The organism is Lutibacter holmesii (assembly GCF_042679665.1).
Classification (GTDB): Bacteria; Bacteroidota; Bacteroidia; order Flavobacteriales; family Flavobacteriaceae; genus Lutibacter; species Lutibacter holmesii.
Map to the genome: position 1 here is coordinate 305734 of NZ_JBHTMV010000009.1, position 14620 is coordinate 320353.

The following is a 14620-nucleotide window of genomic DNA, read 5'->3' on the forward strand; positions in this document are numbered from 1 at the left end:
ATAAAGAAAAGGCTATCAATTTTTGATAGCCTTTTTTTTTGCTGAATACTATCACCCTAGTTCTTCAAAACAATCATTTATATTAGATTAGTTGGCTGGTAAACTCTTATTTCAACATAAACTTTCTATGTTTTACAAAATACAAGAGTTTGCAAATTATATATAAGCTAACAAAAACTTTCGCTAGATAAAAACTATAAATTAAGCTTAATTACAACACTTTCTTTTACTTAACTAGTTCGTATAACACAATAACTTTTAGCATCAAATTAAAGCCGTTAAAATTTATAAAAACAATGTTTATATACAATTTAAATTAGCACCTTTTTTAAATTAGCCGTAAGTTCTTATCAAAAAAAAGAGACTATCTGTACAGATAGTCTCTTTTTTTATAACAATGTAAATTGTATTAGTTTTTCACAACTTTAATAGTTACTGGAGTTGCCAATAAAACTTTAGCAATGTAAACTCCAGTAGGTTTCTCTTCTAAATTTAACTGTACTTTCCCATATAATACAGGATATACTTTTGAAGAAATTAATTGAGAATGCATATTGTAAACTTCAATAACAACTTCGTTTTCTGAAATTGGTAAAGAAATTTCTGTCATTCCCTTTGTTGGGTTAGGATATGCTAACACTGTTTCAAACAAATTAACTTGTTTTGTAATTTTACCTTCACATTCAATAGCTGTTTTTACCTCAACCACATCACCATGACTAACTTCTACTGAAAAACTTAAAGCAGCTGTCTCAAACATTTCAACCCCATTTATCAACACAATAAAAGGCGCTGTACCTTTTGAAATTACAACTTCAGCTTTATTAGATTTAACAATAGCTTTTCCTGCAATGCTTCCTCCTGCCTCAATAGTAACAGTAAAACATTGCTCATAATTTTCTCCATCAACTGAAACACAAAAATCATACGTTCCAGCAGGTAAATTTTCTATAGTCTTAGTATCACTAAACGTATAACTATTTCCGTTAATTACAGTTGTGTATGATAAATTTGTATCAACTGCTGAAATAATTATTTGCCCATTATTTTTCCCTGAACACGTTTCACTAACAGTTTCAATCTCAAAATTTGTATTCGCTACAATAAAACAACCTAATTCGTTTACTAAAGCTCCAGCTGTAGTATTTAAACATTGGTCAACATCATTCATTACACCATCTTCATCATCATCTAATTGACTTGCTGAACAACCGTCTAAATCAACCGTTTCTCCTGTTGGAGTATTAGCACATTTATCAACATTATCCATAACACCATCACCATCAGTATCAATTTGACTATTTGAACAACCTTCTAAATTAACCGTTTCTCCTGCTGGAGTATCAGCACATTTATCATCACTGTTTTGAACTCCGTCATTATCATCATCTAATTGTCCGTTTGAACAACCATTGACATCAACTGGCTCTCCTGTTGGTGTATCAGGGCACGTATCAACATTATCCATAACACCATCACCATCAGTATCAATTTGACTATCTGAGCAACCATCTACATTAACTGTTTCTCCTGCTGGAGTATCAGCACATTTATCATCACTATTTTGAACCCCATCATTATCATCATCCAATTGTCCGTTTGAACAACCATTGGCATCAACGGTTTCTCCTGTTGGCGTATTAGGGCATAAGTCAACTTCATTTAAAACTCCATCACCATCAACATCAGGACTTAAATCATCTGCAATAATTTCAAAACTATCAACTGTCCATCTCGTTGGGCTTCCGTCAGAATAATATTTAAACGCAAAATAAACCGATGTACCGTTTATAGCACTAATATCAACATCACTAAATGTGTATATTTCTTCAGTAAATGTTCCTGTTGTGTGTATAGGAATTGAAATATTTGGTACGTTAACCCAAGTAAAATCAATTGGGTTTCCGGTTCCATCATAATCTGTAGAATAAACTAAAACCAATGGAGTTGACCCGTAAGCAGCATCTGTATAAAAACTTATTTTCTCTCCTGTTTCTGCATCAAAATCAATTGGAGTATTTGTAATTAACCAATCTTTACTAGCAACATCTTCAAGATATCCGTTAGCACCCATTGAACCAGAATTATCTTCACCAAACGTATCAGAACACGTCCAATCCTTATCTGAAGCTTCGTTATAAGCCGTAAATTTTACATTAGCACAATCTTCAAAATCTTCTTCAAACAAAATTCTTGGACCATCTAAAGTTTTCACCTGAACAAGTGTACTTTCATTGGAAATGTTTGAAGATAAATCTCTTGCTTTTATAGTAACATCAAACGTTGTACCCGATTCTAAATCTGAAAAACTAGCTGTGGTTGTTGTTGAAGTTAATACATACACACCATTGAAATAAATTGAATAATCATACACCTCAACATTGTCTGTTGAAGCATCCCAACTTAAATCAAAAGATTCATCGGTAATATTTGTTGCCACTACATTTAAAGGTGCCGTTGGTACCTCAGTGTCAGATGAATCATTAGACCACCAAGTATCTTCTGCTGCTAAACCACCCCAAATAAGTGTAGCCAAATAAGGATTATCTATAAAAGGGTTTCTGTTTCCTTGAATACCAGCTAATACTTCATTTCTATTTGATTCAAAATCAGAAACAGGATCTTCAACATTCCATTGTAAAAATAAGTCTATCATATTTGCATCAAGACTATTTACGCTACCAATACCAACTTCACTAGGTAAACATTGAGTTTCAGAAACTTGAGTTCCCGTTCCATTATATCGTAAATACATATACATAACAATACGAGCCACATCACCTTTCCATTCATCACCAGGATACCAACCTCCGTTACTTGTAGTGTATGATGCAACACCACTTCCTGTGGCAAAAGATTTTGCAAGCCTGTCAGTATTTCTATCACGGTCTGCTGGCCTTAAATTATGAACATCTGTTCCAGGCCCTGGTTCATCTGTACCTAAAGATGGGTTTGCCAAAGATTTTGCAAATACATGTTCTCTATTCCACACACCCGATTCGCCACTTCCTGTATCTTGAACTGTTTTGTCTCTAGTTCTATCCGTACTAACTATTCCATCATTATCATCGTACCCATAAATTAACACCACATTAGCAGCGTTATTAGGATCTTCATCAGCTTCTTTACAAGCATCCCAAACATCAACAGGTGAACCTGTGTAAGGTATTCCTGTATGTGTTGAAATTACTCTACCTGATAACTCCAAAAATAATTCATTTTCAGTTTTGGTTAAATCCAATCCATTATAATAGGAAGGAATTGTTTGAGCATAAATAGTTGTACTTAAAATAAGTAATAAAGAAAGTAGTGTTTTTTTCACGAGTTAGAATTTTAATATTTTACAAACTTATTATTATTTTGGAACTTAAAACAATTATGTGAATAATATTCAGCCTAAATAATTTAAAACCTTTACAACACTCTAATTAAAAATTAAATTTCAATTATATTTTCCTATTTTTGTCTTCAACTAAAAACTATCAATTATGACAAAAATGATTCATTCTTATTGGGCTTACTTTGTATTAATTACTTTAATTTTTGCTGTGGTAAACGCAATAATGGGATTGACTTCAAAAAAAGAATTCAAAGATAAAGATTTACGCATATCATTATTTGCACTTATCGCATCACACATACAATTGCTAATTGGTTTTATAGCCTTTTACACATCTAGCTATTACGAAGCTATGCGTGATGTAGGAATGGGAGAAGTTATGAAAAATAGCGATTTAAGAAAAATACTAATTGAACACCCAATAGTAGGAATTATTGCTATTACATTAATAACAATTGGTTTCTCTAAACACAAAAAGAAAACTACTAATGTGGCTAAATTTAAAACAATTGCCATATTTTACGGAATAGCATTATTACTAATTTTAAGCAGAATTCCTTGGTCTCAATGGTTTTCAAACTAACAATATTATCTCCTAAGCATTTATTTGCTTAGGTTTTTTTATACTTATGAAAAAAATACTCAACTATATCTTTTCCATAATTTTCTATTTTTTTTATGGACTTTTATTACTAATATTTCATGCGCTTCAATGGTTAGGATTCAATATTGGAGGTTATAAAGGTCATAAAGTAATAGTAGATATCATGAATTGTACATTAACCTATTTACTGTACATTATAGGAACAAGTATTACTTTCATTAATAAACAAAAAATTCCTACAGGCGTTCCTTTAATTATTGTTTCTAATCACCAAAGCATGCATGACATTTGTCCAATGGCTTGCCACTTTAAAAAACACCATCCTAAATTTGTTTCTAAAATTGAATTAGGAAAAGGTATTCCAAGTGTTTCTTATAATTTAAGAAAAGGAGGCTCTGTTTTAATTGATAGAAAAGACCCTAGGCAATCATTAGCTGCAATTAGAGACTTTGGAAAATACATAGAAAAAAACAACTATGCTGCTGTAATTTATCCTGAAGGAACAAGAAGTAAAAATGGAAAACCTAAACGTTTTTCAGAAAACGGATTAAAAATGCTTACTAAATTTGCTCCATCTGCTTATGTAGTTCCGGTAACAATTAACAACTGCTGGAAGCTGAATAAATTTGGCATGTTTCCTTTACAAATAGGGGTTCATGTGACTTTTGAAATTCACGAACCTATTGAAGCAAAGTCTATGAAATTTGAAGACTTATTCCAAAAAGTTGAAAGTACAGTAAAAAATTCCGTAGTTTAGCGACATACTACTACTAAAAAAATAAGACATGTCGTTACACAATATCAGGTTAGAAGTGATGCTAACCCTAGAAAAGAATATAGATACTTTTGTAGATAAATTCTTAATTGCTCCCGAAAAAATTTGGCAACCAACTGATTTTTTACCTAATTCTCAAAGCGAAGCTTTTATAGAAGAAGTGAAAGAAATTCGTGAACTCTCAAAAGAAATGGATGACGACTTTTGGGTGGTTTTAGTTGGAGATACCATTACTGAAGAAGCTTTACCAACCTATGAATCTTGGCTGTTAGACATTGAAGGAATTACGCAACACAGTAAAGATGGGGGTGACAATGGTTGGGCAAAATGGATAAGAGCTTGGACCGGAGAAGAAAACCGTCACGGAGATGTTTTAAACAAATATTTATATTTATCAGGGCGTGTAAATATGCGAGAAGTTGAAATAACTACGCAACATTTAATTTCTGATGGATTTGATATTGGAACAGCACGTGACCCTTACAAAAACTTTGTATATACTAGTTTTCAAGAATTAGCAACCTACATTTCACATAACAACGTTGCTAAAATAGCACGTAAAAACGGACATAAACTTTTATCTAAAATGTCTAAAATTATTGCGGGTGACGAAATGCGTCACCATTTAGCATACACAGAATTTGTACGTCAAATTTTTCAACACGATCCTAGTGAAATGATGTTAGCTTTTCAACATATGATGAAACATAAAATTGTGATGCCTGCTATGCATTTAAGACATTCTAACGAAGCAAAAGGAACTCTTTTTGATCAATTCTCTGTAGTTGCACAAAGAGCCGGCGTATACACAGGGTTTGATTATGTTGATATTATTAAAAAATTAAATACTACTTGGGAAATTGACAAAATATCAGGTTTAACTTCTGAAGCTGAAAAAGCCAGAGATTATTTAATGAAATTACCAGATCGCATGTATAGAATTACAGAACGAATTGTAGTGCCTGACACCAAGTATAATTTTAAATGGATGAATCCATTAACTTAAAACTTTATAAACCTAACAGGTTTTAAAAACCTGTTAGGTTTCATTTTATCAGTTCTTCACTTCAAACAAATCCTTATCGTTTAAAAAGTTTAATTTATTTCTTGTTTTAGCAATATGCTCTTTTTGTAATTCAACTATTTCAATTCCTTCATGATTTGGAGTACTATGTGTTAATTTTTCTCCTAAACAATTATAGGTTGCTGAATGTCCACTATATTCATAGTTATTTGCATCAACTCCTACTCTATTTACCCCAACTACGTAGCATAAATTTTCAATTGCTCTTGCTTTTAATAAACTATCCCACGCAACAACTCTAATTTTTGGCCAATTGGCAACGTATACCAGCACGTCAAAATCCTCTACATTTCTAGACCAAACCGGAAAACGTAAATCATAACACACCAATGGGCAAATTTTCCAATCTTTGTAAACAATCAATAACTTCTCATTTCCTTGTGCATATACTTTTTCTTCTCCTGCTAATGAGAATAAATGTCGCTTATCATAAATTTCTACTTCACCTGATGGCTTCACAAATAAAAATCGATTGTAATACTTATTTTCTTCAGAAATAATAATGCTTCCGCAAATAGCGGCATTTTTTTCTAAAGCCAATTTTTTCATCCAAGAAAGCGTTTCTCCTTGCATGGTTTCTGCAATACCTTCAGGATGCATACTAAAACCTGTTGAAAACATTTCAGGTAAGATAAATATATCAACCTGATCTTGTACTTTATTAATTTTTTTTGTGTAAAGCGCTCTGTTTTGAGCTGCATTTTGCCAAACAATATCTGTTTGAATTAATGCTAATTTTAAATGTTGCATAATATTTCTGCGGCTTTTTTAAGTGTATCATCTGTTTTTGCAAAGCAAAAACGTAACACATGCGTATCTAAATGATGTTTGTTAAAAACCGAAATAGGAATTGATGCTATTTTTTGCTCTTTGGTCAATCTCATGGCAAAATCAAAATCACTTTCAGAAGTAATTTCTTTAAAATTCAACAATTGAAAATACGTTCCTTTAGAAGGCACAAATTTAAATCGGCTTTCCTTCAATAAAGATAAAAATAAATCTCTTTTCTTTTGATAAAAACTATTTAATTCTAAATAATTGGTAGGCGTTTTTAAATATTGCGCCAAAGCAACCTGTGTTGGATGATGCACGCTAAACACATTAAATTGATGTACTTTTCTAAATTCAGCCATTAAATTTGATGGCGCCAAACAATATCCTACTTTCCAACCTGTATTATGAAATGTTTTTCCGAAGGAAGCTGTAATAAAAGTTCGTTCCGCCAATGCAGGAAATAAAGCAGCGGTTTGGTGTTGTTCTCCATCAAAAATAATATGCTCGTACACCTCATCACTTAACAAAACAATATTTGTACCTTTTAAAATACGTTCTAATTGCTTCATATCATTTTTAGCCATAATTTGTCCTGAAGGATTGTGAGGCGTATTAATAATCACCATTTTTGTTTTAGAAGTGATCAACTGCTCCACTTCTACCCAATTTATTTCAAAAGTTTCTGGATCTATTTGATATGAAATTACCTTCCCTCCAAAAACACGAATACTTGGCTCATAGCTATCATAAGCTGGTTTAAAAATAATAACCTCATCATCTTTTTTAATTGTTGCCGCTATAGCTGTAAAAATAGCCTGCGTTGCACCAGCTGTTACTGTTATTTCTGTTTCAGGATGATACGAAACACCATATAGCAACTCCATTTTTTTTGAAATTTCTTTTCGTAAGTCAAAAATTCCAGGCATTGGTGCATATTGATTTTTATTGCTTAACATTGCTTTATGCTGCAATGCAATTAATTTAGGATCACTTTCAAAATCGGGGAACCCTTGCGATAAATTTAATGCTTGATGCGCTGCAGCCAAGCCACTCATAACTGAAAATATTGAAGTAGAAACTTCAGGTAATTTTGATTGAATTTTGGATTGGTATGTTGGCATTTCTTTTTTCTAAATTAGATGTTAAATGTACAATTTCTTAATTTTATTCAACAAAAAAAGCCTGTTTCATAATTGAAACAGGCTTTTTTTATGCTATAAGTGTATTATTAAATAATACTTGCTTTTAAATATTCACGATTCATACGTGCAATGTTCTCTAATGAAATTCCTTTAGGACATTCTACTTCACAAGCACCTGTATTAGTACAGTTACCAAATCCTTCTTCATCCATTTGCTTCACCATATTTCTTACACGATCTGCAGCTTCAACTCTACCTTGAGGTAACAATGCAAACTGAGATACTTTTGCTGAAACAAATAGCATAGCACTTGAATTTTTACAACTAGCAACACAAGCTCCACAACCAATACAAGCGGCAGCATCCATAGATAAATCTGCATCTACTTTTGGAATTGGAATTGCGTTTGCATCTTGTGTATTTCCTGAAGTATTTACAGAAATATAACCACCTGCTTGTTGAATGCGCTCAAAAGCATTACGATCAACAATTAAATCTTTAATTACAGGGAATGCTTTTGCTCTCCAAGGTTCAATATAAATAGTATCACCATCTTTAAAAGTTCTCATGTGTAACTGGCAAGTAGTAATACCTCTATCTGGACCGTGAGGTTCACCGTTAATGTGTAATGAACACATACCGCAAATACCTTCTCTACAATCGTGATCAAAAGCTATTGGTTCTTCATCTTTCTCAACTAAACTTTCGTTTAATATATCCATCATTTCTAAGAAAGACATATGTTCTGAAATATCAGTTACTTTATATTCGACCATTTGACCTTTATCTTGAGGTCCTTTTTGTCTCCAAATTTTTAACGTTAAATTCATAATCTTTCTTATTTGTATGAACGAGTTTTTAATTCGATATCTTTAAATTCTAATTCTTCTTTATGTAAAATAGCTTCACTTGGTTTTCCTGTGTATTCCCAAGCAGCAACATATGCATAATTTTTATCATCACGCAATGCTTCACCATCTTCAGTAACATACTCTTCACGGAAATGACCTCCACAAGATTCGTTTCTGTTTAAGGCGTCTTTTGCAAATAACTCTCCTAATTCTAAGAAATCAGCTACTCTACCAGCTTTTTCAAGCTCTGTATTCATCTCATTTAAATTACCTGGTACTTTTACGTTTTTCCAGAAATCTTCACGAATTTCTTGAATTTCTTGAATTGCTTCTTTCAATCCTTTTTCATTACGAGCCATTCCAACTTTATTCCACATTACTAAACCTAGTTTTTTGTGGTAATAATCTACAGAATGTGTTCCTTTATTATTTACAAAGAATTCTAATTTCTCTTTAATTTCTTTTTCCGCTTCTACAAATTCAGGAGCATCTGTTGAAATTTTTCCTGTTCTAATGTCATTAGATAAGTAATCACCAATAGTATAAGGCAATACAAAATATCCATCGGCTAATCCTTGCATTAAAGCAGAAGCTCCAAGTCTATTTGCACCGTGATCAGAGAAGTTGGCTTCACCAATACAGTATAAACCATCAACCGTTGTCATTAAGTTATAATCAACCCAAACACCACCCATTGTATAGTGCGTTGCTGGATAAATCATCATAGGTGTTTTGTACGGATTGTCATCAACAATTTTCTCATACATTTGGAATAAGTTTCCGTATTTCTCTTCAATTACTCCTTCACCTAATTTCGTAATCTCTTCTTTTGAAGGATTTGCTAAACCTTGTACCTTAGCTTTTTCGCTACCGTAACGTTGAATAGCTGAAGCAAAATCTAAATAAACTGCTTCACCAGTTGCATTTACTCCGTAACCAGCATCACAACGTTCTTTTGCAGCTCTTGAAGCCACATCACGTGGTACTAAGTTACCAAATGCAGGATATCTTCTTTCTAAGTAATAATCTCTATTTTCTTCAGCAATTTCAGTAGGCTTTAATTTACCTTGTTGAATTGCTTTAGCATCTTCAATATTTGCAGGAACCCAAATTCTACCATCATTACGTAATGATTCAGACATTAACGTTAATTTAGATTGGTAATCTCCAGAACGTGGAATACACGTTGGGTGAATTTGTGTAAAACAAGGATTTGCAAAATAAGCACCTTTTTTATGAATTTTCCAAGCAGCAGTTGCATTAGATCCCATTGCGTTAGTTGATAAGAAATATACATTTCCGTATCCACCAGAAGCAATTACTACAGCGTGAGCAGAATGACGCTCAATTTCACCTGTAATTAAATTACGTGCAATAATTCCTCTTGCTTTTCCATCAATTTTAACAACGTCTAACATTTCGTGACGATTGAACATTTCAATCTTTCCACGAGCAATTTGACGGTTCATTGCTGAATAACATCCTAATAATAATTGTTGTCCTGTTTGTCCTTTAGCGTAAAAAGTTCTTGAAACCAATACACCACCAAAAGAACGGTTATCTAACAATCCACCGTAATCACGTGCAAAAGGAACTCCTTGTGCCACACATTGATCAATAATTGCGCCAGACACCTCAGCTAAACGGTGAACGTTTGCTTCACGTGAACGGTAATCACCACCTTTTACAGTGTCATAAAATAAACGATAATTTGAATCACCATCGTTTTGGTAATTTTTTGCTGCGTTAATTCCTCCTTGTGCTGCAATTGAATGCGCTCTACGTGGAGAATCTTGGTAAGCAAAAGCTTTTACGTTATATCCTAATTCTGCTAACGAAGCCGCTGCAGAACCTCCTGCTAAACCTGTTCCAACAACAATAATATCTATATTACGTTTGTTCGCAGGGTTTACAAGATTAATATTATCTTTATAAGTTGTCCATTTATCTTTTATTGGACCTTCTGGTACTCTTGAATTTAAAGTCGTCATAGTTCTTTTAGATTAATGGTTAAAATGGTGACATAATGCAACAATAATAAAACCTAAAGGAATAACTATTGAATAGATAAGACCTACTGTTTTTACACATTTTGTGTATTTGTTATTGAAGCCCATTGATTGAAATGCTGATTGAAAACCGTGCGCTAAATGCAATCCTAATAAAACAAATGCAACTACGTACGCAACTACTCTCCAAATTGGAACAAACTTTTCTTGTAATTCATGGTAATACCTTGTTGGATCTTCAGGTAACGCATGAACATACTTGTGACTAATTTCTGGAATCCAAAAATCAATAAAGTGTAATACAATAAATGCTAAAATTACTCCACCACTGTAAATCATACTTCTTGAAACCCAAGTAGAAGTGGCAGCACCGTTAAATTTAGCATACTTTACATTTCTTGCTCCTTTATTACGAATCTCTAAGATAAAACCCATTACAAAATGAAAAACAACACCAAAAATAAGTACAGGTTGCATTGCAAACTGAATTACTGGATTGGTTCCCATAAAGTGTGAAGCTTCGTTAAAAGCATCTTCACTAAATAATGAAATTAAATTAACCGATAAGTGAATAACTAAGAAAATGATAAGGAAGAGAGCTGACAATGCCATAGCTACTTTCCTTGCAATTGATGAAGATAAAAATCCGCTCATTTTTTAAATATTTTTTTTAGAGCAACAAATATAACATATTCATTTTTTGTATTAAAAAATAATAGACGTGATATCTTTATTTAGAATGATTATAAAAGATTATTCTACCAAAATTGATAAATTAGCAAAGAATTTACAAAAATCAACAATTCTTCTCATGAAAAAAGCCTTTTTATTAGTATTTATCTTACCTTTTTTAATACAAGGTCAAGAACTTAATTTAGAAAAATTAAAAAAACTAAAACCACGCTCCATTGGTCCGGCAGGAATGAGTGGTAGAGTTACCGCTATTGATGTGGTTTTGCAAGATCCAAGCATTATTTATGCAGGTACAGCTTCTGGAGGTTTGTGGAAATCTGAAAGTGGTGGTGTAGATTGGAAACCAATTTTTGACAAAGAAGCAGTAGCTTCTATTGGAGCGGTAGCAATTCAACAAAATAATCCTGATGTAATTTGGGCTGGAACTGGTGAAGGAAACCCTAGAAACAGCTTAACTGGTGGTTACGGCTTGTATAAAAGTTTAGATGCTGGTAAAACGTGGAATTTAGTTGGTTTAGAAAAAACTAGAAATATTCATCGTATCATTATTGATAAAAATAATCCTAATACGGTGTATGTTGGAGCTATTGGTTCGCCTTGGGGCGAGCACCCTGAACGTGGTGTTTTTAAAACTACTGATGGTGGTAAAACTTGGACAAAATCATTGTTTGTAAATGAAAGTACGGGTTGCGCAGACTTGGTGGTAGATCCTTCAAACCCAAATAAACTAATTGCAGCTATGTGGGAACACAGCCGTAAACCTTGGACATTTTATTCTGGAGGAGAAGGTTCAGGAATGTTCATTACCTATGACGGTGGTGATCACTGGAAAAAAATGACAAGTGAAGATGGATTGCCTAAAGGAAATTTAGGTCGTATTGGACTATCCATAGCTCCAAGCAATCCAAAGATTGTTTATGCTTTAATTGAAGCTGAAAAAAATGCCTTGTACAAATCGGAAGACGGTGGTTTTAATTGGAAAATGGTGAACGATAAATCTAGTGGTCGTGGTTCTGGCGGAATTGGTAACAGACCATTTTATTATTCAGATATTCATGTAGACCCATTAAATGAAAATAGAATTTATTCTGTATTCACTTATATAAATGTGAGTGACGATGGCGGAAAATCGTTCAAACAATTAATGCCTGCGTATGGATCTAACAGCGGAGTTCATCCTGATCATCATGCGTGGTGGATTCACCCAACAAACCCTTCTTTTATGATTGATGGAAACGATGGTGGTTTAAATATTACGCACGACAAAGGTAAAACGTGGCGTTTTGTAGAAAACTTACCGGTTGCTCAATTCTACCATATAAATGTAGATAATGAATTTCCCTATAACGTATATGGTGGTATGCAAGACAACGGATCTTGGATTGGACCAGCGTATGTTTTAAAAGCGCAAGGAATTCGTAATTCATATTGGCAAGAGTTAATGTTTGGCGATGGTTTTGATGTGGTTCCAGATCCAAAAAATTCAAGATACGGTTACGGAATGTCTCAACAAGGAAATGTTGGTAGATACGATAGGGTTACCGGAAATTCTAAAATGATTAGACCAACACACCCAAACCCTGAAATAAAATTACGTTTCAATTGGAATTCAGCAATTTCTATGAATCCTATTGATGAGCACACAATTTACTTTGGAAGTCAATTTGTACACAAATCAACAGATCAAGGTTATACCTGGGAAATTATTTCTCCTGATTTAACCACTAATAATAAAGACAAACAAAAACAACACGAAAGCGGTGGGATAACAATGGATGCCACAGGTGCAGAAAACCATTGTACCATTTTAGCCATTGAACCAAGTGCTTTAGACGAAAACTTAATTTGGGCAGGAACTGATGATGGAAATATTCAACTTACGCAAGATGGTGGTGAAAGTTGGGTAAATGTTTCTAAAAACATAAAGAATATGCCTAAAGAAGCTTGGATTGCACAAATTAGAGCTTCAAAATTTAATAAGGGTGAAGCTTATGTAGTGGTTAATAATTACCGTCAATTTGATTTTAAACCATATTTATTTAGAACAAGAAACTATGGAAAAACTTGGGAGAATATTGTAGCAGATAAACCAGAGACTTTTGGATATGTATTAGCGGTTATTCAAGACTTAGAAGAACCAAACCTACTATTTTTAGGAACTGAATTTGGTTTATATGTTAGTATTGATGAAGGTGAAAACTGGACTAAATGGACGAATGATTATCCTACAGTTTCAACCATGGATTTGGCTATTCACCCAAGAGAACACGATTTAATTATTGGTACTTTTGGTAGAGCCGCTTATGTTTTAGATGATATTAGACCTTTAAGAGCACTGGCTAAAAATGGAACCGAATTATTAAATGAACCTTTACATCTTTTTACACCACCAGCTGCATTTATTACACAAAACCAACAACCATCTGGATCTAGGTTTGGAGCCAATGCAATTTTTAATGGTGAAAATAGAGCTTATGGAGCTATGATAACTTATAGCATTAATAAACCTAGCGGTTCTAAAACAAAAGAAACCAAAGAAAAAGTAGCTGTTAAAGGTAAAAAACCAGCTGTAAAATTCGATTCTATTTATTTTGAAGTATTTAACGCTCAAAACGAACGCATAAGAAGTATTCGAAAAAAGGCACCAAAAGAAAATGGTGTACATAGAATGTACTGGCAACTACGCGAAAAAGGAAAAAGTCGTCCTTCAAGAAGGCTTCCAAAAAAGAACAATTCTGAGCCAAGTGGCGTTACAGTTTTACCAGGAACGTATACCATAAAAATGCACTTTGGAAATCAAACTGCTACCGAAAAAATTACCGTAGCATATGATCCTAGAGTAGAAATGCCTTTTGATGTTTTAAAGGCAAAATATGATTTGTTAAAAGAGCTAGAAACAAAAACTGACATTGCCGGAAAAGCAACACAACAGTTATTACAATCTAAAAAAATTGTACAAGATTATCAAAAACGAATCAAAGCACAAGATGATAAAGTCACTTATAAAGATGCTTTAACATATCAAAAAGAAACACTTAAAAAAATAAACAACTTGTTAGATGATATGTTAGGAAAAGAAGATAAAAGGCAAGGAATTACAGCTACTGAATTTCCTAGTACAGCTTCTTACTTAAATATTGCTAGAAGGTATGTTGGAAACTTACTTCAAAAACCTGGAGTAACTGAAACTACACTAGTTAAAAATGCAGATACTAAAGTAAGTGCTGTTATTGGAAAAATAAATACATTTTACAAAACAGATTGGATTACCTACCAGGAGTCTGTTGAAAAATTAAAGTTATCACCTTTTAAAGAAGTTGAAGAATTGAAATATTAATTCTTCTTATT

10 protein-coding genes are annotated in these 14620 nt (G+C 33.0%); 4 read left to right on the forward strand and 6 right to left on the reverse strand.

All coding sequences use genetic code 11. The features are described from left to right. Positions 1-409: 409 nt before the first annotated feature. Complete coding sequence (locus ACFQ5N_RS13920) at positions 410-3322, reverse strand: endonuclease (protein WP_386810360.1); 2913 nt, start codon at positions 3320-3322, stop codon at positions 410-412. A gap of 166 nt (positions 3323-3488) precedes the next feature. Here ACFQ5N_RS13920 and ACFQ5N_RS13925 point away from each other — a divergent pair, with 166 nt between their 5' ends. The 3 genes from ACFQ5N_RS13925 to ACFQ5N_RS13935 are packed head-to-tail and all read left to right on the forward strand — an operon-like array spanning position 3489 to position 5725. Next, positions 3489-3923 carry a hypothetical protein gene (locus ACFQ5N_RS13925; RefSeq protein ID WP_386810362.1) on the forward strand — a complete coding sequence of 145 codons (435 nt, stop codon included), beginning with the start codon at positions 3489-3491 and terminating at the stop codon, positions 3921-3923. A 46-nt stretch (positions 3924-3969) separates the two neighbouring features. After that, positions 3970-4701, forward strand: coding sequence for a lysophospholipid acyltransferase family protein (locus ACFQ5N_RS13930; RefSeq protein WP_386810363.1), 732 nt, complete (start codon positions 3970-3972; stop codon positions 4699-4701). Positions 4702-4729: 28 nt separating this feature from the next. Further along, positions 4730-5725, forward strand: coding sequence for an acyl-ACP desaturase (locus tag ACFQ5N_RS13935; protein ID WP_386810364.1), 996 nt, complete (start codon positions 4730-4732; stop codon positions 5723-5725). Positions 5726-5773: 48 nt separating this feature from the next. On the opposite strand, the gene ACFQ5N_RS13940 is transcribed toward ACFQ5N_RS13935, so the two are convergent. From ACFQ5N_RS13940 to ACFQ5N_RS13960, 5 genes are all read right to left on the reverse strand, one after another. After that, positions 5774-6553: an amidohydrolase gene (locus ACFQ5N_RS13940; RefSeq protein ID WP_386810365.1), complete on the reverse strand. Its 780-nt coding sequence runs from the start codon at positions 6551-6553 to the stop codon at positions 5774-5776. Continuing rightward, positions 6541-7698: a methionine aminotransferase gene (locus ACFQ5N_RS13945; RefSeq protein ID WP_386810366.1), complete on the reverse strand. Its 1158-nt coding sequence runs from the start codon at positions 7696-7698 to the stop codon at positions 6541-6543. The genes ACFQ5N_RS13940 and ACFQ5N_RS13945 overlap by 13 nt, the downstream gene beginning before the upstream one ends. Positions 7699-7805: 107 nt before the next feature. Next, a complete protein-coding gene (locus ACFQ5N_RS13950) occupies positions 7806-8549 on the reverse strand; it encodes a succinate dehydrogenase/fumarate reductase iron-sulfur subunit (protein WP_386810368.1) in 744 nt (247 codons plus the stop codon). A gap of 8 nt (positions 8550-8557) precedes the next feature. Beyond that, positions 8558-10561, reverse strand: coding sequence for a fumarate reductase/succinate dehydrogenase flavoprotein subunit (locus tag ACFQ5N_RS13955; protein WP_386810370.1), 2004 nt, complete (start codon positions 10559-10561; stop codon positions 8558-8560). 12 nt (positions 10562-10573) lie between these two features. Continuing rightward, the gene (locus ACFQ5N_RS13960; RefSeq protein ID WP_386810372.1) at positions 10574-11233 is read right to left on the reverse strand and encodes a succinate dehydrogenase cytochrome b subunit; all 660 of its coding nucleotides are present in this window, start codon (positions 11231-11233) and stop codon (positions 10574-10576) included. A gap of 157 nt (positions 11234-11390) precedes the next feature. Between ACFQ5N_RS13960 and ACFQ5N_RS13965 the strand changes: the two genes are divergently transcribed. Next, on the forward strand, positions 11391-14609 hold the full coding sequence (locus ACFQ5N_RS13965; protein ID WP_386810374.1) for a VPS10 domain-containing protein: 3219 nt from the start codon (positions 11391-11393) through the stop codon (positions 14607-14609). The last annotated feature ends 11 nt before the right edge of the window (positions 14610-14620 follow it).